The sequence below is a fragment of the Mesorhizobium sp. WSM4832 genome, assembly GCF_055811115.1.
In genome coordinates this window covers 12,818-37,372 of record NZ_JBVVQH010000018.1, presented here as the reverse complement: position 1 = coordinate 37,372, position 24,555 = coordinate 12,818, and the positions used below count along the sequence as shown (strand labels likewise).

Annotated in this window: 20 protein-coding genes and 2 pseudogenes; 10 read left to right on the top strand and 12 right to left on the bottom strand. The window is 62.7% G+C overall.

Features of this window, described 5'->3' with window-relative positions:
- The 11 genes from icmH to tssA form a co-directional block, all read right to left on the bottom strand.
- Window positions 1–1,329: a type IVB secretion system protein IcmH/DotU gene (gene icmH, locus AC0L2L_RS23590; protein ID WP_473581578.1), complete on the bottom strand. Its 1,329-nt coding sequence runs from the start codon at window positions 1,327–1,329 to the stop codon at window positions 1–3.
- Window positions 1,330–1,333: 4 nt separating this feature from the next.
- Complete coding sequence (tssK, locus tag AC0L2L_RS23585) at window positions 1,334–2,668, bottom strand: type VI secretion system baseplate subunit TssK (protein ID WP_473581576.1); 1,335 nt, start codon at window positions 2,666–2,668, stop codon at window positions 1,334–1,336.
- Window positions 2,669–2,812: 144 nt separating this feature from the next.
- A complete protein-coding gene (tssJ, locus tag AC0L2L_RS23580) occupies window positions 2,813–3,265 on the bottom strand; it encodes a type VI secretion system lipoprotein TssJ (RefSeq protein ID WP_095765815.1) in 453 nt (150 codons plus the stop codon).
- 4 nt (window positions 3,266–3,269) lie between these two features.
- Entirely contained in the window at window positions 3,270–4,730 is a 1,461-nt protein-coding gene (tagH, locus tag AC0L2L_RS23575) for a type VI secretion system-associated FHA domain protein TagH (RefSeq protein WP_473581574.1), read from the bottom strand.
- A complete protein-coding gene (tssG, locus tag AC0L2L_RS23570; protein ID WP_473581572.1) occupies window positions 4,727–5,794 on the bottom strand; it encodes a type VI secretion system baseplate subunit TssG in 1,068 nt (355 codons plus the stop codon). Before tssG ends, tagH begins: the two co-directional genes overlap by 4 nt.
- Window positions 5,758–7,632 carry a type VI secretion system baseplate subunit TssF gene (tssF, locus tag AC0L2L_RS23565; RefSeq protein ID WP_473581570.1) on the bottom strand — a complete coding sequence of 625 codons (1,875 nt, stop codon included), beginning with the start codon at window positions 7,630–7,632 and terminating at the stop codon, window positions 5,758–5,760. The genes tssG and tssF overlap by 37 nt, the downstream gene beginning before the upstream one ends.
- A 1-nt stretch (window position 7,633) precedes the next feature.
- Entirely contained in the window at window positions 7,634–8,386 is a 753-nt protein-coding gene (gene tssE, locus AC0L2L_RS23560; RefSeq protein WP_027168496.1) for a type VI secretion system baseplate subunit TssE, read from the bottom strand.
- Window positions 8,373–8,822, bottom strand: coding sequence for an Hcp family type VI secretion system effector (locus AC0L2L_RS23555; protein WP_027168497.1), 450 nt, complete (start codon window positions 8,820–8,822; stop codon window positions 8,373–8,375). Before AC0L2L_RS23555 ends, tssE begins: the two co-directional genes overlap by 14 nt.
- A gap of 77 nt (window positions 8,823–8,899) precedes the next feature.
- Window positions 8,900–10,405: a type VI secretion system contractile sheath large subunit gene (gene tssC / locus AC0L2L_RS23550; protein ID WP_027168498.1), complete on the bottom strand. Its 1,506-nt coding sequence runs from the start codon at window positions 10,403–10,405 to the stop codon at window positions 8,900–8,902.
- A gap of 3 nt (window positions 10,406–10,408) precedes the next feature.
- The gene (gene tssB / locus AC0L2L_RS23545; protein WP_027168499.1) at window positions 10,409–10,945 is read right to left on the bottom strand and encodes a type VI secretion system contractile sheath small subunit; all 537 of its coding nucleotides are present in this window, start codon (window positions 10,943–10,945) and stop codon (window positions 10,409–10,411) included.
- Window positions 10,946–10,951: 6 nt separating this feature from the next.
- Window positions 10,952–12,136 carry a type VI secretion system protein TssA gene (tssA, locus tag AC0L2L_RS23540; RefSeq protein WP_473581742.1) on the bottom strand — a complete coding sequence of 395 codons (1,185 nt, stop codon included), beginning with the start codon at window positions 12,134–12,136 and terminating at the stop codon, window positions 10,952–10,954.
- Window positions 12,137–12,471: 335 nt separating this feature from the next.
- Here tssA and tssH point away from each other — a divergent pair, with 335 nt between their 5' ends.
- The 10 genes and pseudogenes from tssH (at window position 12,472) to AC0L2L_RS23490 (ending at window position 23,599) form a co-directional block, all read left to right on the top strand.
- The gene (gene tssH / locus AC0L2L_RS23535) at window positions 12,472–15,276 is read left to right on the top strand and encodes a type VI secretion system ATPase TssH (RefSeq protein WP_473581567.1); all 2,805 of its coding nucleotides are present in this window, start codon (window positions 12,472–12,474) and stop codon (window positions 15,274–15,276) included.
- A 608-nt stretch (window positions 15,277–15,884) separates the two neighbouring features.
- Window positions 15,885–16,109, top strand: coding sequence for a hypothetical protein (locus AC0L2L_RS23530; protein WP_473581565.1), 225 nt, complete (start codon window positions 15,885–15,887; stop codon window positions 16,107–16,109).
- Window positions 16,110–16,547: 438 nt separating this feature from the next.
- On the top strand, window positions 16,548–16,775 hold the full coding sequence (locus AC0L2L_RS23525) for a hypothetical protein (protein ID WP_473581563.1): 228 nt from the start codon (window positions 16,548–16,550) through the stop codon (window positions 16,773–16,775).
- Window positions 16,776–17,032: 257 nt separating this feature from the next.
- Window positions 17,033–17,554, top strand: a pseudogene (locus AC0L2L_RS23520) (LLM class flavin-dependent oxidoreductase); the annotation flags it as partial.
- A gap of 35 nt (window positions 17,555–17,589) precedes the next feature.
- A complete protein-coding gene (locus tag AC0L2L_RS23515; RefSeq protein ID WP_473581562.1) occupies window positions 17,590–17,862 on the top strand; it encodes a hypothetical protein in 273 nt (90 codons plus the stop codon).
- Window positions 17,863–18,213: 351 nt separating this feature from the next.
- Window positions 18,214–19,284 carry an NAD(P)H-dependent flavin oxidoreductase gene (locus AC0L2L_RS23510; RefSeq protein ID WP_473581560.1) on the top strand — a complete coding sequence of 357 codons (1,071 nt, stop codon included), beginning with the start codon at window positions 18,214–18,216 and terminating at the stop codon, window positions 19,282–19,284.
- Between the two features lie 603 nt (window positions 19,285–19,887).
- A pseudogene (locus tag AC0L2L_RS23505) lies at window positions 19,888–20,168 on the top strand (ATP-dependent DNA ligase); the annotation flags it as partial.
- A gap of 32 nt (window positions 20,169–20,200) precedes the next feature.
- A complete protein-coding gene (locus tag AC0L2L_RS23500) occupies window positions 20,201–20,509 on the top strand; it encodes a hypothetical protein (RefSeq protein ID WP_473581749.1) in 309 nt (102 codons plus the stop codon).
- Window positions 20,510–21,460: 951 nt separating this feature from the next.
- Window positions 21,461–22,243 carry a helix-turn-helix transcriptional regulator gene (locus tag AC0L2L_RS23495; protein ID WP_473581559.1) on the top strand — a complete coding sequence of 261 codons (783 nt, stop codon included), beginning with the start codon at window positions 21,461–21,463 and terminating at the stop codon, window positions 22,241–22,243.
- A 3-nt stretch (window positions 22,244–22,246) separates the two neighbouring features.
- On the top strand, window positions 22,247–23,599 hold the full coding sequence (locus AC0L2L_RS23490) for a HipA domain-containing protein (RefSeq protein WP_473581557.1): 1,353 nt from the start codon (window positions 22,247–22,249) through the stop codon (window positions 23,597–23,599).
- Window positions 23,600–24,029: 430 nt separating this feature from the next.
- On the opposite strand, the gene AC0L2L_RS23485 is transcribed toward AC0L2L_RS23490, so the two are convergent.
- Complete coding sequence (locus tag AC0L2L_RS23485; protein ID WP_473581555.1) at window positions 24,030–24,278, bottom strand: DUF6074 family protein; 249 nt, start codon at window positions 24,276–24,278, stop codon at window positions 24,030–24,032.
- Between the last annotated feature and the right edge of the window lie 277 nt (window positions 24,279–24,555).

The window sequence follows — 24,555 nt, the reverse complement described above, 5'->3', positions numbered from 1 at the left end:
TCAGAGCCTCTTCTCGACCAGAACCTCGACGCGCCGGTTGAGCGCGCGGCCCTCGCGCGTCGAGTTGTCGGCCGCCGGATCGGTTTCGGCGCGGCCTTCGGAAGAGATACTCTCCTGCGGCACGCCTGCTTGCACCAGAAGCTTGGCTATGGTTTCGGCGCGCGCTTCCGAAAGACGCTGGTTGCTGGCAAGCGGGTTGGACCTTTGCAGGCGCACATTGTCGGTATGGCCAACAACGGTGATTTTTCCGATCAGCTCCTTGTTGTCCAGGATCACCTTGGCGATCGCTGCGATCAGCGGCTCATAGCCTTGGGTCAGCGTCGGCCGTGATGATTGGAACAGCTCGGGGTTGGAGGACTGAACGACAAGCTTGGCCAGTGAGACGCTCTCGGTGCCGCTGAGCGCCCCCTTGAGATTGTCCGGCGCTTCGGCCTTGAACTCGGGCAGCAGGGCGAAATCGACCGGCTGCGGCGCTTCGAGTTCGGGCGCATCCTGCTTGGGCGCGGCGCGGGTGACGTCGCCGCGCGAGGCCGGCGGCAGGGTGCGTACCAGCGCGGAGAGCTCGACCGCCTGGCTGCTCAAGCCCATCGACAGGCCGATATAGGCAGCGGCGGCGACGACCATCGCGGCAAGCGCCATCACCCAGATCGGCACGATGAAGCGCTGCGGCTCGTCGGAGGCGATCACGCCTTTCCAGTTCGGCGACAGCGGCGCGTCCTCGGCATCGGCGTTGCGCAGGAACCGCGCGGCTGCGACACGCACGGCGTTGAGCGACCGGTCGCCCGCGCGACCCGGCACCCGATACTTGCCGCGGAAACCGAGCGCCAGGCAGTAATATTGCAGCTCCAGCATCTCGCGGTCGCGGTTCGGATGGCGCTCCAGCTCGTCTAGGCGGGTGAAGAACTGGGTGCCGGCGTCGACATCGCCGCGCAACATGACCACCAGCGGCTGGCGCGGCCAGGCGCTGGCGCCGCCCCAAGGCGTGTTGAGTGCGAGGTCGTCGAGCAGCGCCGCCACCGCCCAGGCCGCCTGGTCGGCGCGCTCTAGTGATGAACCCGCGGCAATAGCGGCATCGCGGGCCCGCACCAGCTCGTCGAGCAGGCGCGTGCGCATCACTTCGGGGTTCTCCGGCGCCAGCGCGCTTTCGAGCTCCGGCGCGAATTCGAGCAGCGGCGCGAAGATGTTGATGAGCGTGTTGGGATGGGCACGCGCCCGTTTGACCGGCGCGCCCGGCGCCAGCGGCGCCATCGGCCGGGGCGCGGCGCCCGTCAGCCGGATGCGTGTGCGCTCGCGATCCTCCGACAGTCCGAAAGGATCATCCCGGCTCATGGCCTCACCTGTTCACCGAATAGCAGTCGACCTGCGGCTCGCTCGGCAGCACACCGGAAACGCCGATGACGAAGCCGGGGGCGTCGAGCAGCGAGGCCCAATGCTCGCTCTTCTGGTCAAGCTCCAGGCACAGCCGGTCGCCGTCATAGGGGATTTCGCGCGGCTGCGAATGGAGCGGTTTCAGCGGAATGCCGGGCAGGCGCGACTTCCACAGCCCTTCGAACTGGTCGGCTGAGCCGACGGTCGCCTGGTTGACGAAGATCTTGCGCAGCGCGTCTTCCGACAATTCCGATCCGACGCGAATGACGATGCGGCTGGCGACCAGGAGCTTCGGGTTGTCGATGCGCACCTTCCAGACATTGGTGGCGTGACGCATCACCGGCAGCGCGCGCGATTTCGGCTCGATGTAGCGCAGGCTGAGGATCAGCGAACGCAAGGCGTCGGCCAGCGCCATATAGGCAGGGCCGGGCGCCATGTGGTCGTAGGCCGGCAGTTCGCCGAGCCGCCGCGAGCTCGAGCCGTAGGTGGCCATCTCGCCGGCGAGGCCGGCAAGTTCGAGATAGAGCTCGGCCGGATGGAAGACATCCTGCGCCAGCATATGCGCAAGCCGCGGGCGAGCGGCATTGGCGAGGTGCAGCATCAAAAGATCTTCGACGCTGCGGCCGGCGCCGCCCATCACCATCTTGCCATGCGCCTCGGCGATCTGGTCGAGGCCGGTGACGACCTCCTGCAGCAATTGCCGGTACCAGTGGACCGCGCCGGTGATCAGCGTCGGCGGCAGGAAAGTCTCCTCGAGCGAAATGCCGCCGTCGGCGCGCAGACCTTTGATGTCGGCGATCGGCAAGGTGGTATAGCCGCCGACCGATTTGCCGGGCGCAAGCAATACCGCTTGCGGCCGGGCGATTTCGATGTCTTCCGGGTCGGCGCCGCTCTGCACGGCGTCGCGCACGGAGACGATCTTGCCGTGATAGCGCGCGCCTGTCGATTGCGCATGCGCCGGATCGAAACCGACGCCGCCGGGCGGTTCGAGCGGCAGCGCGACCAGCACCGGCCCGGCGCCGGTGTCGGCCGTCACCGGCAACGGCTTCGGCGCGTCCATCAGCTCCGGGATGGAGAAGGGCGTGCCGTCCGGGAAGATGCCCCGGGCGGACACGATCGAGACCTGGCCGGTATCGAGCAGCGACTGGTCGAGCGTCAGCTGCTGGAAACCGAACGTATGGAGCTGGCCGGCCTGCAGCGCGCCGCGCACCATGCCCTCGAAGAACCGATCCTGCTGCTGGAAGTGCTGGGTCCTGAGAAACAGGCCCTCTGACCAAAGCACCCTGTTTGCGTCGCTCATGCCGTTACTCTCTGCACTGTCCTGCCGCCTTGTCGTCGCGCCGCTAAGCAATTCCAGGAAAAGTGTGAAACGGTTTTCCGTCCGGAATTGCGTAAAAACAATGAGATAGAGCGGTTCGCCGTTTCCTGGAAACGGCGAACCGCTCTAGGCGGAAATGCCGCCTTTGCCGAGACTGACGTTGATGGTGAATTTCGACCCCGGCGATACCGACTTGGTCGTGCGCCAGTTGCGTCCGCCGGGTTCGCGGATCAGCGCCACGAAACCGAGCGCCGTCGCGTTAGGCTCGACGGTGATGGTCTTTGCCGCGGTCTTGCCCGGCGCGACCGAGATCGCGTCCGAGCCGATGAGGTCGGCGCCGAGCGCCGAGCCGGCATCGCCCTGCAGCGCGAAATAATCGGCCGAATTGAACTTGCCGGTGCTGGCAAGCCGCATCACCAGCACTGTCACCGGCCGGTCGCCGCCGCCCGGTCCCGGATTCATGCCAGCGCCGCCGGTCACGTTGACCGAGATAACCGATGGTTTCGGCGGGCCGCTCTGGCAAGCCGCAAGCAGCCCGGTCGCGCCGATGGCAACGATGAATTCACGTCTATCGATCATGTCCCTACTCCTCTTCGTATGCGTCCCTGAAGTCTGCGCCGATCTCGCCCAGGAAGCTCGATTCCGCGCTCTGGGCGATGTCGCGATGGCGTTTCTGGTAGAGCTCCCACAGCTTGGCATTGCGCCCGCCGGCGAGCAGGTTGCCGATTGCGGAATTGGCTTTGAGTTCTTCCTCGATCGCCGCCGGATCGAAACGGTCGATCATGCGCCGCAGAGCGGCCTGCACGCCGCGCCAGGCGCGCACGTGATGCTGCGCAAGGTCCTTCACCGCGTCGCCGATCGCCGCCTCGCCTGAGAGAAAGCCAGGACTGCGTTCCGCGATGATGGTGACGATGACATCCTCGACCGTCGGCAGGAATTTGAGCGGGTTGACCTCGGAAGCGCCGACCATCGTCTGGGCGACGCGCGCGCTTCCCTTTTCCTCCGCGCGCTTGCGCAGGAGCTGCATCAGGCCGTCGAGCATCAGCCTGTATTCCCGTCCGAACTTTTCCATTTCGGAGATCGCGTCGCGCCCGGGCAAATCGGCCTCCTCGACGCCCATGCCACGCAGGAACGCGGCGCGCAACGCCATGTCGCTGGGCGCTGGTTGCGTCGGACGCGATGGCTTGGGCACCGGAGCAGCGCGCGGCGGCGGAGCAGGAGGATCGGCCACCTGCACCGGTATCTCCCATGGACGAGCGGCCTGCGGCTTTTCGGCGGGGCGCTCGGCACGACCAGCTGGATCGGTGCCGTTGGCGGAAGCGGGCGTCGCGGCTGGCCCGAAGCTGAAATCGTCATCGGAGCTGGGCGGTTTCGGCGCGGGCTCGGCCGCATCGCTGCGCGATGGCATCTCGCCGAAGCCGAACGGATCCGATCGGCCTGCGGCCGGCTCTTCGTTCGAGGCAGGCGTTGCCACCGGATCGAGGCTGAACGGGTCGTCGAAGGCCGGCGAGCTGCGCTGGCTCGAAGCGCGATCATAAGCCCCAGGCACAGGCTGTTCGAACGGGTTCGGCAGTCCGGCCGGGCGCGGCCGCTGCGGCTCTTCCTCGGCCTTGGCCGAGAAGAAGTCGTCGCCGCCGATGCTGGGTGGCGTCCGCGATTGTGGCGATGACCATGCCGGCGTCGAATGGTTGGCGATCGGCGCCTGACCGACCGAGGTGTGGCCAGCGCTTGGCTGGACCTCGACATGGAGCACGTAGTCGCCCAGGCGTAGCCGCATGCCGCTTTGCAGCCGCGTCGACCTGCCGGTCCCCAGGGGGCTCTCGGAATCGTCGATGAACAATCCGCTGCTCGACGTGTCGGTGACGAAGTAACCATCCCGGCCGCCGCTGATCTTGCAGTGCGCCCGCGAGACGAACATGTCCGGATCGTCGATCTGCCAGCCGGCATCGGCGCTGCGGCCGATCACCAGCTCGCCCTCGTCCAGCCGGGTCTGCCTGACCGCCTGCGAGCGCGGGCCCTGTTCCAGCGTCAGCAGCAAGCTCATGCGGCTGCCTCCGCCATTTCCGGCCGCCAGCCGACGACAGTGTGCAATCTGAGATCGTCAGCGTCCCCCTTTTCGGCGGGGCGTGAAAGCCAGGAGGTTCGGCCGAGCTGGATGGTTCCCATACGCGGCGAGGGCACGGCGTCGCGCGCCAGCACGAGGCGCAGGTCGACGTCGAGCGCTTCCCCGATCATGTCGCGCACCGCCTTCTTGAACAGGGCGAGGCGCCGTTCTCCGGGAAGGAACGACTTGAAGTCGTCAAGGCCGAGCGGTCCGACGCGCAATTCGATCCTGCTTTGCCGGCTGAAGACGCGCGGGCCGATCGTCGCCCCGCTGCCGAGCGTCGCATAGGCCTTGCCGACGCGGCTCTGCAGCGCTTTCGGGATGGTGATCCAGGCGGCGACGAATTCCTTGATCTCAACCGGCACCTTGAAGGCCGTGGCGAGGAACAGCGTCAGCCGCTCCGCGCCGTCCACCTGGTTGGCCAGCGATCCGGCCTGGCGCAGCCGCACCGTGTCGAGCTCGGGATCCTGTGTGCCGGGAAGACCGATCCCGGCCATCGCTTCAAGCATGGCGCGGACGCGTCCGCCGACCGAACGTTCGACCTGCACCGCCGGATGCGCGTCTGCCCAGGCACGGTAGTAGAGCGCGATCAGGCGATGCTGCAGGATGTTGACGAAGTCGACGAACGTCGTGTCGCTGGTCTGCTCGGCGTCGGCGCCCGTGAACCAGCGCTGGGACAGCCGGTCGAGCACCCAGCGCGTCAGATGCAGCGGCATCGGTCCTTCCGGCCCGAGCAGGCCGAGATTGGCGACGGTTACTCGCGCTGGAGCCTTGTCCTTGGCATCCTGGAATTTGACCACGTCCCTCGCCGAGAAGCTCAGGCGCACATGTTGGCCGAGCCTTGCCGGCTCGCGGTCGGCCTGGCCCGAATGGCCGAACAGTCCGCGCCGCTGCTCCAGGCGGCGCAGCAGCTCGAAGAAGTCGAAGCTCTCCGACAGCGGCTCGCCTTCGTTCGAGGCAGGCCGCGCTAGATCAGGTAGCGATTGCCGGGCGTCATCGGCCATGGCACATCCTCCTGCTTCTGCAGCAACCGCGTGCGCGTCCGCACGAAACCGTTTATCCCGGCATGGCGGGCAAACAGCCGCGCAAGCAGGGCCGAAAGCAGCAGCGTGCTTTGGCCCGCCAGCACCGACTGGTCGACATGCAGCGTCACCTCGGTGCCGCGCCCGAAGCACATCGGCCCGTCGATCTTGAGCCGCTCGATCACCGGTCGCGAGTCGATGCGGGTGATCGAATGCACATTGCGGGCAAGGCTCGGATCGCCGCGATCGGCGTAGAGGTCGAGCAATGCATGCAGCGGATCGACGCCGCGGCCTTCCTTGGCAAGGCTGAGGAAATTGAGCGAGAGCTGCGCCACCAGTCGCCAGGCGAGATTGTCAGCGCGGGATTCACCCTCGGCGCCCGCCGGCAGCGCCGCCGGGATCGCCGGCTGCGGCGGCCGCAATGCGCCGAGCAACCGTACCGCTTCCACCGGATCGGCGGTCTCCAGCGTCAGCGCCGGCGTGTCGTCCAGGATCGGCAGGTCGCGATTGGTGCAGAGCGCGATGATGTCGAGCCGCTTCAGCGGCCGATTGGGCTGGCTGTCGGCTGGTCGCGAGACGGCCAGGAACACATCGTCGCCTGTATAGGAGGTGCGGGTCAGGCCGTCGCGTCGCTCGTCTTCCGTCGCCCGACGGGGACGCCGCTCGGTCGAATAGACCCAGCCGCTACCGCGGTTCTGCCCCAGGCTGAACAACTCTGGAATTATCGCCTCGTTGCCTTCCGCGTCGGCGTCTTCCACCCTGGTGACCCGGAAAATCTCGAAATCGCGCGCCCGCGTGCGGTCGGCGTGCAGCACCTGGCGCGTCCGGCGCGGATCGATCTCGATGACGTTGCACTCGCGTTCGAAGAGATTGATGATCGGCGTTACGAACAGCTCGAAATCGGCGGCCGTCACATCGGCGAGCTCCGGCGCCGGACGCCGGAACAGGAAGATGATCTCTATTCCCCCGTCGCACTTGCGCATCACCGGCTGCAGGCCGGCGACCCGCACATAGTGGAAGCGCTCGGGGATCATGAAATATTCGCGCAGCAGCCGGTATCCCTCGAAGGTCGGGCGCGTGCGCGGCATCAGCGCTTCATCGTCGCTTATGCCGATCATTTCGGGCTCGGGCAGCGCCGTGAGCGGATTGGTCTTGCCTTCTGCCCGCGCGCCGACGGCCGAGCAGGCGCCGAAGATCGTGTCGAACAGCAGCGGCGCCTTGGTGCGCCCGGCGAAATAGAGATCGAGACGGTCGAGCGACAATTCGCTGAGCTTGCCTTTTCCGGTTCGGGCAAGCGCGATGCGGAACGCCGCCTCGCCGCGCACGCCGCCGAGCGGCGCGATACCGGCCGCCGCCAGCGCGCTGCGATCCTGGAAATAGCTGACCGAGGTAATCGCGATCGGCCACAGCGTGACTTCTTGCGCGGTGGTGAAGGTCGAGCGCGTCGAGAGCCCTGGATGTAGGCCGGAAACCAGCCGCGTGCCGCGCGGGACGGCGTGGCCGGCGATCATCGACTGCACCTGCTGGCCGGGTTTCAGCACGGCCATCGCTGTCGCCGGCGCCGGCGTCACCAGGTCCGGATAAAGCACGTCGAGCACGGCGCGCGAGAAGCGCGAGCGCTCCGCGTCGACCTTGAGCCGCGTGCGCGCGGCGAGAAAGGCCACGCCGTCGAGCAGCCGTTCGACATAAGGGTCGGGGCAGGGGACCGTGTCGAGGGAAAGGTTGCGGGCGACCGCCGGATGCATGTCGGCGAATTCCGCGGCAAGCGCCCGGATATGGGTCAGTTCCTCTTCGTAATACTCCACGAAGACCCGATCCATCTCAGGTCTCCCGGAATTCGGTTCGCGCCAGGCCGTTGTCGAGATTGATCGTGGTGCGCAGCCGCATGCGTTCCGGCGTCGGCGTCATGATCAGCACCGCGTCGATCTCGATCTTGAGGCCGACGCTTTTGTCGCCGAGCGTGACGTTGACGGTCGTGGCGCTCTCCTTCAGGCGCGGCTCGAAGGTGGCGAGCACCGCGCGGATCTCGCGCGCCAGAGTATCGCGGTCGAAATCCCGCGACGAGCGGCCCGAAAAGGACGGCACGCCATAATTGATCACGCTGCGGCGCACCTCCGGAAAGTCGGCCAGCGGCGGCAGTTCGTCCAGGGGCTGTTCGTGCTCGGCATCGGAAAGCATCGGTACGGACTCGAAGCGTTCGGTGTTGAACAGGGCCTCGATGTCGCGCCGGACGGCTTCCCTGAGCACGCGCGCCGACACCACCACGCCGCGGCTTTCGATTTCGGTGCGATGGTCGGTCTGGAAGACCAGCCTATGCAGTCGTCTTTTCTGCTCGGACGTAAGTTCGGCATCGGCATCGATGACGCGCGCGCTGCCGGCAAGAAGAGCCTCGACGCGCTCGGCGCCGAGTTCTTCTTCCAGCAGACGGCGCAGCCCGTCGATCTCCGACGTCAGCCCGGGCAGGTCGTTGACGAGGCGGTCCCAGAGAGAGGGCTGGACCGCCTCGCGCTTTGCCCGGGAACTGCCGGCAAGCTGCGCTTTCGCGCCAGGCCGCTTGGCCTCACTTGCCGACATAGACGTCCATTTCGATCTCGTCGTCCTTGTCGTAGACGAACTTGATCTTCTTGTAGGCGAAGCTGACCTCTTCCTCGATCAGGTCCGCCTCGTCGGCGGCCTGCCGCATGTCGTATTCCATGATCGAGGCGTCGGTAAGCGTCACGACCAGATAGTCGCTGGTCTCGCCATCAATGGTGCGGCGAGCCGAAAACACGACTTCGTCGAGCGCCTTGTTCTCGAACAACGCTTTCTTCAGGTAGGGCGACGACTTGTCGTAGTGCTTGGAAAATTTGATCATACCCATCGATACGCGGCCGCGCCGCGAGAGCGAATTCGGGTCGTAGGGCGCGATCATTTTGTAATCGACGCCATGGATCTCGATTTCGTCTTCATGGCCGTCGCGCTTGCTCGGGCCCTTGATATCCGGGACTTTCAGGAAACCGTCGATCTTCATCGAAGGCGCATCGGTTCTGTCTGGCATTGTCTTTCTCCACCGCTTTCAAACGCAACAAGATGACTTTGCTTATGATTTCAGCCCTTCACTGACGGCAGTTCCGACACCAGCCGGAGCGAGGCGTTGATGCCTTCCAACTGGTAGTGGGGACGCAGATAGAAACGGGCATTGTAGTAACCGGGCCGGCCTTCGACGCTGTCGACTTGGACCTCCGCCGCGGCAAGCGGGCGCTTGGCGCGCGCCTTGTCGTCGGCAAAGGCCGGATTGGCCAGCACGTACCGGTTGATCCACTCGGTCAACCAGGTCTCCATATCGGTGCGTTCCTTGAACGAGCCGATCTTGTCGCGCGCGATCGCCTTGAGGTAGTGCGCGAAGCGCGAGACCGGGAAGAGGTAGGGCAGGTTGGCGCTCAGCCGTTCGTTCGACTGGGCATCGGGGTCGACCAGACGCCCGGCGCGCGTCTCGTCATCCTGCAGCGAATGCGCGCCGATGAAGGCCGCAAGGTCGGTGTTCTTGCGATGCAGGATCGGCATCAGGCCGAGCTTGGCCAATTCCGCCTCGCGCCGGTCGTCGATGGCGACCTCGGTCGGACATTTCATCGCGATCGACCCGTCGTCGGTCGGGAAAGCGTGCACCGGCAGGTTGAGCACCGTGCCGCCGTTTTCGACGCCACGGATCTGGGTGCCCCAGCCGTAGAGCTTGTGGCTGCGGTTGATGTTCACACCCATCGGGAAGGCGGCGTTCATCCAGACATATTTGTTGTGGTCGCCGCCCACCTCTTCCTCGAAGGTGAACCCCTTCACCGGAACGGTCTCCGAGCCGTAGGGCAGGCGCGCCAGCACCCGCGGCATGGTGAGGCCGATATAGCGGGCGTCCTCGCTTTCGCGCAGCGACTGCCATGAGGCATAGGCCGGGTTGTTCACGATCATCTGCAGGTCTTGCGGGTTCGGTAGTTCCTGCCAGCTGTCCATGCGGAACAGCCGTGGCGAGGCGGCCGCGATGAACGGCGTGTGCGCCGAGGCGCAGACGCCCGAAATATTGCGCAGCAGGCCGACGTCGCGCGGATGGTTGGAGAACTCGTAGGCGCCGATGATGCAGCCGATCGGCTCGCCGCCCAGCATCGAATACTCGTCCGTGTAGACCTTCTTGAAGACCGGGCTCTGGTCCCACATCTGGCCTTCATAGTCTTCGAGCGTGTCGGCCAGCTGTTCCTTGGAGATGTTCATCACCCGGATTTTCAGCTTGGTGTCGGTCTCGGTGTTGTTGATCAGGTACCAGAGGCCGCGCCAGGTGCCTTCCATCTCGCGCACTTCCGGGGCATGCAGGATCTCGTTGACCTGCGTCGTCAGCATCTTGTCGATGCCGGCGATCAGCGACTTGATCGACTTGATCGCGTTGGACGAGATGGTCGTGGTCTCGGAGCGCGATTGTGCGGCAAGCGCCAGGTTGCGCACCAGTTGCTGCAGCTTCTCGCTGTCGTCCTTCTTGACCTTGAAGTCCTTTTCGAGAAGTCCGCTGAATTCACCGAGATCGATGGCTTCCGCCTCGGCGGTGGCGGCGGCTGTCTTTTGCTGTTCGGCCATGACTTACTCCTCGCCCTTGCCGTCATCCATCGCCTGGCTGGCGATCTTGCTCAGCAGCGGCTCGTTGTTCAGAAGTTGCGCAATGCGCTTTTCGGCGTCGACGCGGCCGTCCATGAAGCCGAGCAGCTCCTCGAGCTGACGGCGCATCTTCAGGATCTCGGCCAGTTGCGGGACCTGCTCGGCAACCTTGTCCGGAGCGAAATCGCCCATCTTGGAAAAGGTGAGATCGATCGCCAGCTCTTCGTCCCGCTCCTGGCCTTCGACCTGCGGCAGGGTGTTCTTCACCCGCGCCTTCACGCGCGGTCCCATCGCTTCCATGAATTTCGGGAAGCGGTTGGCGTCGGTTTCGACGAAATTGCGGTCGAGGACCGACTTCGACGCTTCCTTGGTCTGTGAAGCGCCGGAAAGGTCGGCCATCACGGCCATGACGAACGGCAGTTCGATCGTCGTCGGGCTGCCGTAGGTTTCAACGTCGTAGGCGATCTGCACGCGCGGCGCGCGGTTTCTTTCGATGACCTTGGCTTTGCTCTCTGCTGGCATGCTTTTCTACCTTTCATCCTTCTGGGCCGGCTTCTTGGGATCGGGGACACCGGCAAGCAGCCGGAACTCCTTCAGCCCCGACGGGGCTAGATCTTCCATCAGTTCCACGAAATCCATGTGCACCATCCGGCGCACGCGCCGGGCGAGATGCGGGATGGGGCTTGACGGTTCGGTGCGGTCGTAGAAGGCGACGACAAGGTCGAGGCATTTGACGACTTCGTCGCGCGAGTTGATCCGGTCCGGCAGGCCGGCGCCCGCTTCCACAGAGCTTGCCACACCTGCCATAGTCTCGGCTCCCCTCGCTTCGCCTGCATGACCGTTTCGGGCGGGCATTGCTGGTTCCGCTGCCTGCGGAGCGGGCTTCGCGGCGCCGTTTGCCACGGCGCCCGCGCCGGAATTCCGTTCCAGCGTCGTCAACAAACGCTGCAGGAACTTCTTCAATTCCGGGACGGTGGCGCCATTGCCTTCGATGCGGGCGTTGAGCGCGGCGTCGACGGCCTCGAGGGCGGCGATCGCGGCACGCGCGTCGGCCTGCAGCGACGTCATCGCGTCCGCTGCCTGATCGATTTGCGCCGCGCAGCCGGTGCGCACCCGGTTCAACAGCTGGTTGTGAGCACTCGTTAGCGCCGCCTTTTCGGCGGTTCCCAGGCCGGAGGCCGCTTCCTGGAGCATGACGCGCTCGTCGAGCGCCGCCTGTTCCAGGTCCCGGCCGCTGATCGGCCCGATCGCGCGCGGCGAGAAGAAGACCACCTGCCTGAGGTTCGCCAGCAAGCCTTCCTGGCCGTTCTGCAGATCGAGCAGCGCGTTGATGCGGCGCAAGGCGGCTTCGCGCGGCGCGCCGGTGCGCAGCGACGGGTGCATCGTGTCCCAGTACTGTTCGAAGGTCCGCGCAATGAGCGTCAGCCCCTGGGCGAGGCCGGCCAGCCCTTCTTCATTGGCAAGGCCGCGCGTGACGAGAACCAGCAGACGCAAGTCGCGGCCGCGAAGCCGCAATTCCTCCGCCTTTTCCAGAACGGCCGGCCAGTCTACCGGGACAGTGGCTTGCGAGGTCTTGTTGCCGCCATCGTGGACGACCTTGAGCTGGGCTTCGGCCAGGCGCTCCAGCTCATGGAAAGCCGGGTCGTTGCGCAAGTCCTCACCCGACGGATTCGCACCGTTCAGAGGATTCAGCCAGAGTGCGAGATCAATCACACCTACCCCCAGCCAGCGGCCCTGAGACCCCATGTGACGTAACGTTATCACTGGCCTCACGCGACGACAATTGAGCATCTGCGCAAAAACTAACGGAAGCTAAACGCGACCGCCTCTTGCGGCGAAACCCATTGCGCGATTGTCGGACCCGGTATGTGAAATGGCTCGCATAGCTCGGACCGCAATCCAGTGTTTGTTGCAACGAGTTTGCAAGGCTTGTGTAACCGGGCGGTGCCGCCCGGATAGATTCAAAACGCCTTATCCGTCACGCGGCTTTGTCAAGCAGCCGCTTATATGGCAGGGTAGGGTCGGCAGGTTGCGGGGGAGCAGGTTCAATGGAACAGCGCCGGTCATCGCAGAGCTTCAAGCGTAAGGAACTGGTCGCCAAGCTCAACGCCACGGGGGTGCGCGCCTTCAAGGCTGCGGCCGACACGGCCAAGCTGCGCGGCAATCCTTATGTCGAGCTCGCCCATTTCATCCAGCAACTGGTGCTGTCCGAGCGCTCGGATGTGCAGATGATCGTGGCCGACGCCGGACTGGATGTCAGCCGGCTGACGGCCGACATGACCCGCGCCATCGACAAGCTGCCCTACGGCGCCACCTCGGTGGAGGAATTCTCCGACCACATCTTCCACGCCATCCAGGAAGGCTGGAACCTGGCGACGCTGGAGTTCGGCGTGGAAGAGGTGCGCAGCGCTCATATCCTGCTTGCCTGCCTGAAGACGCCGGCGCTCGAAGGCCTGGTGTCCAAGATCAGCGCCGAGTTCGATAAGATCGACGCGGATGGTGTCATTTCCCGCTTCGCCGATGTCACCGAAGGCTCGCTCGAAGCCGGCTCGCCGCCCGCCGCAGCCGCTGCCGAGACGCCGATGAAGCGTGGTCCGGGCGGGGATTCGGCGCTTGCCAAATATGCCACCGACCTGACCCAGCGCGCCCGCGACGGCAAGATCGATCCGGTCGTCGGCCGCGATCCGGAAATAAGGCAGATCGTCGACATCCTGATGCGACGCCGGCAAAACAACCCGATCCTGACCGGCGAGGCGGGCGTCGGCAAGACCGCGGTGGTCGAGGGCTTTGCGCTGCGCATCGCCCAGGGCGACGTGCCGCCGACCTTGCAGAATGTCAGCGTGCGCATGCTCGATGTTGGGCTGATGCAGGCGGGCGCCAGCGTCAAGGGCGAGTTCGAGAAGCGGCTGAAGGCGGTCATCGACGAGGTTCAGGCCTCCGAGGTGCCGATCATCCTGTTCATCGACGAGGCGCATACGCTGATCGGCGCCGGCGGCGCGGCCGGGACCGGCGATGCCGCCAATCTCTTGAAACCGGCATTGGCGCGCGGCGAGCTTCGCACGATCGCCGCCACGACCTGGGCCGAATACAAGCAGCACATCGAGAAGGACCCGGCGCTGACCCGTCGCTTCCAGGTGGTCAAGATCGACGAGCCGTCGGAAGCGGTGGCCGTGCTGATGCTGCGCGGCGTCGCCGGCGTGCTGGAGCAGCATCACAAGGTGCAGATCCTGAATGAGGCGATCGAGGCGGCGGTTTCGCTTTCGCACCGCTATATCCCGGCCAGGCAATTGCCGGACAAGGCGGTCAGCCTGCTCGACACCGCCTGCGCCCGCGTCGCGGTTTCGCAACATGCGACGCCGGCCGAGGTCGAGGATATCCTGCGCCGCCGTCAGGCGCTGGAGGTCGAGAACGGCATCATCGGCCGCGAGGCGGCGATCGGCATCGAGGTGGCCGACCGGCAGGCACGCGTCGACGCCGGGTTGGCGGAAACCGAGACCAGTTTGGCCACCGCCCAGGCGCGCTGGGACCGGGAAAAGGCTTTGGTGGCCGAGATACTCGACCTGCGCGCAAAATTGCGCGGCGAGGGCGTGCCGCTCGATGAGACGGCGGCTGAAGAGGCCGCCGCCGCGGAGACCGAGAGCGCAGAAGGCGCGGCAAAGGCGCCTGAGCAAAAGCCAGCCGAGATCAAGAAAATCAAGGCCTCGAAAGCCAAGGGATCCAAACCCGCAAAGGCCGATGCGGCTTCTGCTGAGCCGGCGGATGAAGCCGCCGCCGACCTGGCGCGGCTGCGCGAGCTGATGGCTGAACTCGCGGCCGCGCAGGGCGAGACGCCGCTGATCCTGCCCTCGGTCGACCGCAATGCTGTCGCCGCCGTGGTGCAGGACTGGACCGGCATTCCGACCGGACGGATGCTGTCCAGCCAGACCGAGAAGGCGCTCAGGCTCGCCGCGACGCTGTCCGAGCGGGTGGTCGGCCAGGATCACGCGATGGAAATGATCGCCAGGCGCGTGCAGACCAGCCGCGCCGGCCTCGGCGCGCCGGAAAAGCCGGTCGGCGTGTTCCTGCTTTGCGGCCCCTCAGGCGTCGGCAAGACCGAGACCGCGCTGGCCCTGGCCGAAACGCTTTATGGCGGCGAGCAGAACCTGATCTCGATCAACATGTCGGAGTTCCAGGAAGCGCACACGGTCTCGACGCTGAAGGGCGCGCCGCCCGGCTATGTCGGCTACGGCAAGGGCGGCATCCTGACCGAAGCGGTGCGCAGGAAGCCATACTCCGTGATCCTTCTCGACGAGGTCGAGAAGGCGCATCCGGACGTGCACGAGATCTTCTTCCAGGTCTTCGACAAGGGCATGATGGATGACAGCGAAGGCCGCCGGATCGATTTCAAGAACACGTTGATCCTGCTCACTTCGAATGTCGGGTCCGACGTCATCATGGACCGCACCAAGAACGGCACGGTGCGGACCGGCATCGACGATCTTGACACAGCCTTGCGCGCTCCGTTGCTGAAAGTATTTCCCGCCGCCTTCCTCGGCCGCGTGGTGACCATCCCCTATTATCCGCTGTCCGATGCGATGATCGAGGCGATCGCCCGGCATCAATTCGGCAAGATCGCCAAGCGCCTCAAGGCAACCAACGATGCCGAACTGGTGATCGGCGACGGCGTCATGGACCTGGTCAAGGCGCGCTGCACCGAGATCGAGTCGGGCGGGCGTATGATCGATGCGATCCTCACCAACACATTGTTGCCGGAACTCAGCCGCGGCGTGCTCAATCGCTCGCTCGAGGGCAAGAAGATGACGAAAGTCATCGTGGGTGCGTCCGCGGAAGGATTTACCTACTCGTTCGAATAGAGCTTTGGGGTCTGACGCATAACTTTATGGTGATGGTGCCCAGAGGCGGAATCCAAGCAGAGAAAGCACCGTTTTGATTTTCAAATGCTTAGGGGAAGGGCCACCGCAGCTGCTACCAACAGAAATACCAACAAAATATTTCTGTGGATAGGTTCGGTTCCGGAATAGGACCTGTCGGTCAGATACCTCTCTATCTTAGATGGCGCGGGTGGTCTCGTCGCTTGTGACGCAGTTTGCCACACGGCTGCCAAATTAAAAGGCCCGCCAAGCCAGAGTTGAAGTTGGCGGTCGGGACTTCAGAGCGGCAGCATCCTCAAGGGCCATCGCGATTTAAGGCACAAACGAGATAAATCAAGAATGCGCCCCAATTTCCGGTCATCACATCAGTTCCGCCGGTTCCGAAAGCAGACACAGGGCAATGATGAAGCAGAACCAGTGGTTTTCGGGACCGAGGTGACATCAGGGGCTTAATCACTGTGCAGGTTCGGCATCCTGGCCGGCTGCCGTGCGACTAAGGTCCCATAACCAGCGGCATTGGTCTCATAAAGGGCCGATCAGGGTGGATTTGGAGTAATACTGCGATTCGTCCCGGCGGCGCGGAGGCTCAAGTGCATCATTCAGTGAAACTGGAAAATTTGCAGTTCGCTTGTTCAATGTTGCGAGAAATCCGCCAGCAAACCGAAGCCGCAGGCGAAGAATTGCTGACCTATTTGATCGACATGGCATACCTCGAAGCTGACGACCGCGTGAGGAATATCAGGTCTGATGCGTCGGAAACCTCATCGATCGACGAATCCCATCGCTCAGTAAATCGAGTTCAGGCAGCGCGCTAGGGTTGCCACCACCCCCAAGTGAGACTCCCGAACGCGCCGGCCAGCCTACGTGGGCGATTCAGTATTTGTTCACGATATTAGCGCACGCTCATAGCGGACATGTTAGGTTCCGCGTACATGTGTGAGGCCCCGGCGACTGGCCCAGTTCCGGGGCCTCTCCACGAGTGCCGCGCCGCCGGCCGCGATGATCGGAATCTGCAATTCACCAATCATGTGGAGACGCCGGAGAAGCAGCGTTGCAATGTACGAATTTAACCATCTGATGATGTGCGGAAACCGAGCACAGGCATCTGCCGTTTATCCCGCCGGCCGGAGTCCGTTGTGATGAGAGTCCTGAGTACCGGCTATCCTGTATCAAGGCCCGCTGCCAACGCTCCGGCAGCGGGCTTTTCGCTGACCGCGCTGGCGGCCTTCACTGCGGAGCGCTAAATTACCCGAATGGGCAAGCCAAGCAAAACCGGGTTCACCAAACTGCTCGCGGCTGACACGACGCTGTTGTCGGCCGAGCCACTAATCGGACTGCTCGAACTGGAGACCGATACCGGCACGGTTCAATTCGCCATGAACAGGATCGTTGCCGAGCGGCTACTTACTGCCGTGGTGGAATTCCTCCAGGCCGGTGAGGGCAAAGATTCACCAACTTTCGCGGTCGAGCGTTCGCAATAGCCGGTATAGAAGGCACACGCGCGCTGGCGGGCTTCCCTGCCTTCGCCTCAGGTTCCAGCAGCGCTATCTTTCGCCTCGGCGGCACATATGCCTGCACCACCGCACCTTCTCGATGGGGAGCATCAATACCGGCCTCAGGTTCACCGACACGATCGTCATTAACTCTGGCAACCTCGCCTACGAAACTCGATCGGCTGGCTGCGCCTTACTGATGGAATTCTATCATGAGTGCCGGCTTTCCTTTCGCAAATGAAAGAAAACAGCGTCCACATCCGCCGACTTGGATCGCCACGAATCGACCCGAATCGGCGGCTTGGGCCGCTGCGAATGGCGTTAACATCGCATGCGTGGGACCTTCCTCTTCTGTTCGCAGAACTACTGATGCCTTCCGCGCCGATCGAGAGCACACCAGTGACGCGGACGACCATGTGCCATTTCTTGGATTGCTCCGAATGGTCGTGATTGGGCGTTCTGAAACAGATGCACGTTCAGTCGCCGCACCTGCTTATGAGCGATGGCTCAAGAGCTTCAAATTCCTTTACGATCTCAATGGCACGCCGACTCCACCAAACCTGCCGCTGACCTTCGATGCAGCAATCGAGAAGGAATTGTGCGTCGTAGGAACGGCAGCTTCTGCGGGACAAGCTCTTCTTGATCAGTTGGAAGAGGCCGGTGCAAACTACCTCCTTTGTCAACCGGCATTTGGGAATCTGACGTTAGATGCTTGCCTATATACGGCAACGGCCATCCAATCGGCAATTATGGCTCGAGTTGGCTAACCTGGTGCGGCAGCGCTCCTAAAGACGCGTCCATCATGGATTTGTTTCATGTGCTCCTGAATCCGACGGAGCACGCCTTCGGTCATAGTCAAGAAAAAGTCAATTTCCTCTGCGGTACAGTGGGTCTCCGACAACATGGCGAAACTCTTTATGAATCAGCGCCGAAGGTTGACCCCAACCTGATCCGCCATCACAATGTGAAAAAGCAGGGGTCACTGTCGGCGCCGGTAGTGACCTCCCAAAGGTATGAAGTTGCCCGTGGGGTCAACCTTCGGCGCTTGTTCACATGGCCGGCGGCGTTGGCCTGACGCCCATGCAAGGCATGCTGGAAGCAGAGGCAGAAAAGCATCCCGGCCACCCATCCTTCTGAATCCATGGTACCGGAATCGGGCCATCTGGCAGGGCGCCAGCAAGGGACCTCAGTTGGGAACTTTCCATGATCAATCGCGCGATGAGGCGGGTTCATAGCGGCTACACTCCTTCGAATGGCTACTCGCAAACACCCCTATAATGAAGCGGACCTCTATATCTGCGGTCCTTGTCATTCATGCGCTTCTTTGTTTCGTGGCTGGCGCAAGCGGGCGTTTCTGCTGATCACATCCATAATGGATGTTTGGCCCGACTGACGAATTGTTGGCGAGGCTTGAGGAGAAAAAACGGTGTTGCAACAGCTAAGAATGACAATTCCGATCATCCAGGCGCCTATGGCGGGTGTTTCGACCCCCGCCTTGGCGGCGGAGGTCTCGAATGCTGGAGGGCTGGGATCGATTGGCGTTGGTGCAACCGATGCGGCAGGCGCAAGAGCGATGATTGAGGAGTTGCGCTCGCGGACCGATCGCGCCTTCAATGTCAATTTGTTCGTGCATGGCACGCCAATCAGCGATCCGGTGCGCGATGCGGCCTGGCTTGATTGGCTGAAACCACTATTCGCGGAGTTCGGTGCAGAGCCTCCAGAGGCCCTGCGCACGATCTACAAGAGCTTTGCCGACGACACCGAGATGCTGTCGATGTTGCTTGAAACGCGGCCGCCCGTCATCAGCTTCCATTTCGGACTACCGTCGGATGGAGTTATCCGGGCCTTGAAAGCGAATGGCACGACACTGCTTGCGACCGCCACGAGTCCTGATGAGGCACGCAAGGTCGAACGGGCCGGCATAGATGGGATCGTGGCGCAAGGCATTGAGGCCGGTGGTCATCGCGGCGTCTTCGATCCGACGTTGCCCGATGACGGTTTGGGCACTTTCGCCCTTGTGAGGCTCCTGGTTCGCGAAAGCATGCTCCCCGTGATCGCCGCCGGCGGCATTATGGATGGAGCGGGAATTGCGGCGGCGCTCGCGCTTGGCGCAATCGCAGCCCAGCTGGGTACGGCATTTGTCGCGTGTCCCGAATCGAGTGCTGACGAGGCATATCGAAAAGCACTGACGGGGCCGGGCGCGTATCACACGCGACTGACGCGGCTGATCTCCGGAAGGCCGGCACGCGCACTCGAAAACCGCTTCACGGCGCTGCAGGAAAGGTTTGACCTACTACCGCCTGATTACCCGATCGCCTACGATGCTGGAAAGGCGCTGCATGCCGCTGCAAAAGCCAGGAATGAGCACGGATTCGGAGCACAATGGGCTGGCCAGGGTGCTCCATTTGCGCGTGCCATGCCTGCAGCCAAACTCATTTCGACACTGGTTAAGGAGCTTGAGGTCAGCACTGCTGCTCTTAAGACCGAGGTTCTATAACCAATTCGAGATCTGTAAGTGTGACTGTCGTCGACGGCGACCCGCGGCAGCCGAGTGCCCCATCTGCGGGATGCCTGGGTTTTGGGAGACTTGGACGGTCACACGATCTTCGCACGATCGCTGATGTCGCTTGGCAGTTAGCTGTGAGAATGCAGTCGAGGCGTCTTGTAATTTCTCACCCCTGAGCTGGCGCGTAGGGCAGGCGCGCCTAGCCATCGCCCTGTGGCGCGCCGACTACAACACCGGCGCGGCCGGACTCCCAAATCGCCTGACAGATACCGGCCGAGTTCGCCACCACCTTCAATCCGCGACGGTCGCTCGCGCTGCGCTATGCCAAAGGCTCCGCGCCAGCGCCCGTCGCTTCACCCGCCCAGCAGGGCACAACCCGCGCGGAAACGAACTCGAAACTGGATAGGACTGGCAGCAAGGTCAGCCCGGCCGCGGCTGGACGCTTTGGAAAGGAGGCGCGCCGGTCCATACAGTGCCGGGCGGTGGCGATGCCAAGCAGGGGGAACCCGTCTTTGCTGGCGTCATGCATCTATTTCCAGCGGCTTATGTCCCGGCTGCTCAGCCAGATGACTTGACGCCGATCGCGCCAGGCCATTGCCTAGAAAAGTCGATGGCTATCGGTCGCAGATCGTCATCGATGAAGACGGTGTTCGCATCTTTACCCGCCGCGGGCTGGACTGGACATCGAAGTACCGCGAACTCGCGAAGGCGGCCGGCGAATTCGCAGTCGAGAGCGCGGCCGTCGACGGCGAAGTGATCACCACCAACGAAGCGGGGCTTTCAGACGTCCACGCGTTGCGCTCGGCCATCACCGGCGCCAGCAAGACCTCTATTTCGTCGCCTTCGACGTGCTGCACATCAATGGCCATGACTTGCGCGACGTGCCACTGAAGGAGCGCCGGGAGTATTGCAGGCGCTCATGCCGGCCGGCCGCCGGATCCAGTTCAGCGAGGCGCTGCCGGGAACCGGCGACGCCATCTACCACCTGGCATGCGAAGGAGGCCTGGAAGGCATCGTGTCGAAGCGGTCGGACGGCGTCTACCGCAGCGGGTCGACTATGAACTGGCGCAAGGTGAAGTGCTACGTCGAGAAGGAAATGGATGTCATGTGCGTGAAGCGCGAGACAGGGAAGCCGGCGATGGTGCTGAAGGCCGACCAAGGCCGCTACATGGGCGGCGCCTTCGTCACCTTCAAAGCCGACAAGCGGCAGCTATGAAACCGCGTTCAGGGTAAGGTCGGCGCTCCACCGCCGAAAGGGCTTGCGAAGGAAAAGGCCGAGTGGCTGAAGCCTGGCCTCGTAGGCCGCGTGAAGAGGAGAGGCTCCGCCATGCCTGGCTTAAGCACTTCCATGAAGAACCTTGATTGTTGCTAATGTGTTACAGCGCACCGCGTCATGCATCTATAAGCTGGCGTGCGTTCGCTGGATTCATAGGCGGACCGTCCAGCGGATGTCCATTAAATGAGGGAAGCCTATTCTTGCCAGGCGAGAAAAGCTGAGCGTTGTTAGTGCCCGGCCGCCTTCGTCGCTGGTCGGGTAGGTGGAAAACGGGAGCGGCCCAGTAGCCTTGGTCTTTGGGCGATCAGAGCTGCCGGGCCTAACCGGCGGGATAGCTAGGGGGGACTTCTGCTAAGGGCACCGGCTGTCGATGAATATACGCTCCCGCTAAAATATCCGGCCACATACATAAGGCGAAGGCCGCCACCTCTTTGGAGTGCCTTCCCGCGCAGATCATCGCGCTCGCATTGCCAACTCGGCAGACGCCGATGTGGAGCCGATCACGCTGCCGCGACGCACCTTCGCAATATGACGCTGGCACCGACGTAGCCGCCATTGCTGTTCTTGTATTTAACGTTCCGCATGCGGTGATCTCGCGGTCGACCCGTTGAACTGCGAACGTCGGGCCAGTTAAAATGGCGCTACTTATGGCAATATCGGGCTCGCCAAGCTTCCCTTTTCCAAAAGCGGTTCTCGACGGTGAAGGGATTGCTTAGAGATTGGTTGCAATATGCGGATGTCTGCTCCCGAACGGTATCAAGCGGCCTAGTTCTGCTCCGCTTGAGGGGCGGTGAACCCGTTCGGGGTCATTTTGGCTCCCTGATACCGTTCGGGAACATGGGCCTTGAAACAAAGACGGAGTAAGATTATGTTCCCGATCGGGAGCAAAACATGGCCAAGGCCTCACGATCCGTCAGCGCCATCAGCGCGAGAGACATCGCAAAGCTGCTTGCCCAGACAGGTCCTGCCCAGGATCTGGGGAAGATGCTTGCGGATATCAAAGCGTCTGGCGACGCCGTCAGGAACGTCACGACAGACCTGTCGCGCCACAATGACACGATCGAACACGCCTTGAGCGCGACAGAGATCGCCAAGGCACTTTCCCAAATTCCTTCTGCCCAGGCCCTGGCGAAACAAATTGCAGACATCCATGCGTCCAGCGAAGCACTCAAAGCGGCTAGTAAAGAATATTCGCGTCAAGATGGGGCCGTCAGGAGCTCATTGGACACAAAGGGAATTTCCGAGGCACTTTCCCGCGTTGATGCCCTGGGGGACGTCAGCAGACGACTGACCGACGCAATACCGCAGATCAATCTGCAGCTTCCTGAGGTTTCGGAATTCATTACGGCTGCCCTGCCCAGAACGCTTCCCGACGCTTATCTGCCTCGCAGCGGAGGGACCAGTGATGGGGATGAGGGCGCCGGCGCGGCCTCGCCGCGCCATGACGAAACGGATACGGTAGGGCTGGAGATCGTCTCCGCCTCAGATCTTGGGCGGCTAGTCCGGCGCGCTCGCGAGGGCCGGTATCTCTCGCAACAGAGTTTTGCTGACCTTGCTGGAGTGGGGCGCAGATTTTTATCCGAATTGGAGAACGGCAAAGCCACACTTGAATTCGGCAAGGTCCTGAAAGTCGCGCATGCAGCCGGCATATCGCTGCTTGCTCGGGAACGCTGATACATGGAGGTGCTTGCCCTCGATGTGAGGTTCGACGGTTTCGCCGATCCGATCGGCATCCTCGTGCGGGACGAAAACGGCTCAGTCGCCTTTGTCTACAAGGCAGACTACCTTCGAAGATCAGACGCGACCGCCTTGTCTCTCTCGCTTCCACTCGCCGAAGAGCCTTACAATGACGTGATTACGCGAGCATTCTTCGACAACCTTCTGCAAGAGCGCGACGGCGTCCTCACCGACGTGATGGCACGGGAAGGCATTGCTCGCGATGACATTACGGGCCTGCTATATCACCTTGGAAAAGACTGTGCAGGAGCACTTTCGGTTCTTCCGTCAGGATCGCCGCCGACAAAGGTCCCAGGCGACTACGAAAGCGACTATGTCCCCATTCCGCCGGATCGCATGATCGCGATCGTAAAAGCACTCAATGAGCGTAAACGCTTGCCGGACGGAACCGAAGATCCCTCTCCATTGGCAGGCGTACAAAGCAAGATCGCACTGACTGTTCTGCCGGACGGCAGGTTTGCCGAGCCGAAGCGGGGATCCGGCGCTCCGACGACACACATTCTCAAGGTGCCCGACCGCGATCATCAGCAGGATGCGCGCTATGAAGCCGAGGCCATGAGACTTTCCGCGGAACTGGGGTTCGAGACGGCCGAAGTCTCAGTGGTACCGTTTGACGAGATCGAGACCCTATTGGTGACCCGGTTCGACCGACGCAGAGACCGCCAGAACCGGATCGTGCGCCTTCACCAGGAGGATTTCGCGCAGGCGCTCGGTTTGCCAGCTTCGATGAAGTATGAAAGGCGCGGCAAGGTAGGCCGGCGCTTCGACGTTTCGGCCGTTCGTGGGATACTCGAGGCGACGGTTGATCCGGCCCAGGCGAAGGAGACCTTCATCAGAGCCACGATATTCGATCTCCTGGTCGGCAATAACGATGGACACGCAAAGAATTTCGCTCTGCTCTACGAACCGGGGGGAAGAGTCCACTTTGCGCCGCGTTACGATATCTTGCCGACCAGGCTGGATGAGACTCTGACCGACGAGCTCGCTTATAGGATCGGTGAGGCGCAAACGCTGGATGAAGTTACCCCAGAACAGTTCGATGCGTTTCTCCTGGCGTTGGGGATAGAAAGTGCTGCTGCGCGCAGGCGCATGCATCAGCGTTATCCGGCGGAGATTGCTTTCCGCCTCGCGGACTGTCTCGGCGCTCTTGAAAAGCGCCAGGTGAAGCGTTTCGCGGACTTGATCGCGACCAACATGCGCATGCTACTCGGTGCACTCCGGTTGGAATTACCCGATGCGGCGAGGCACCGAGACGAGTTCATTGGCCGAGCCGGCGGATGGCTGATGAGTTGAAATCGGGTCCACCGATAGAGACTTGCCGCTTATGTACTCGGGACGTAGAAAACCGGCGGTCGACGCATACTGCTTGGAGGGCGGGGTGAGGTACGTGAAAACGTCGGCCGCCGGTGTGCGGCAAGCCTACGTCATCAATGACGCCGGCCCACGTTAGGCGCGATGGAAGCGCCAGCAATCAGTCTGCCAACTTGTGGTGAACAGATGGTTACGATCGACAGGCTTCACTCGCCCTCTTGTCGGGTAATCTCCCAAATGGCCAACACCGGGATAATCGACATTGCGGCTGGCGCGGTGCACGTTCGAGGCATGGTCGAAGAGGATACCCACATCGTACCTCGCGAGAGAACCTTACAATTGATGGATGTAATGATGCGACCCTCGGTCCCCGCGGGCACTTCACGCGGCAATCCTTCCTCGTGAGCCGATGCTATTGTTCGACTTTCGCAGACCGGGTGGCTATATCGCCTAAGATAGCACGCAGAAGCGTTCCAATTTCCTGTTCGGCGAGCCCCGGTGCAATTCCTGATTGGGACAATTGGAGGAGAATTGTCTTCACGGTGCTGCGCCAGAAGGCATTGGCGTCCTCCCCGTTCTTGGACTCCAGAACCCGGGCGATACCTTCGACCAATTTCCGCCGACGATGCAGCGGAAACGCGCTTATGTTTGAATCACCCATCGATCACCTCACGCCTCCAGTCTCGCGATTAGCATTGGGGGTTAAAAAATTTCGTTAACGGTGCCTTTTTTTGGGCAGAGGCTAGAGTGGAAATAAGGGGCACGCTGTTGCCCAATCCGCCGTTGATCCATCAGTCCCGTGCAGCGTCGGCAGGTCGCTGGCAAGGCCGGGCGCGCGCCAGATCTACGACCGTTTCGCGGGGTCTATGAACGGGGCAGTCAGCTGCCGTCGCCCCGCGACCTCGCGATGAGCTCGACGATTCGGGAACGACGGTTGG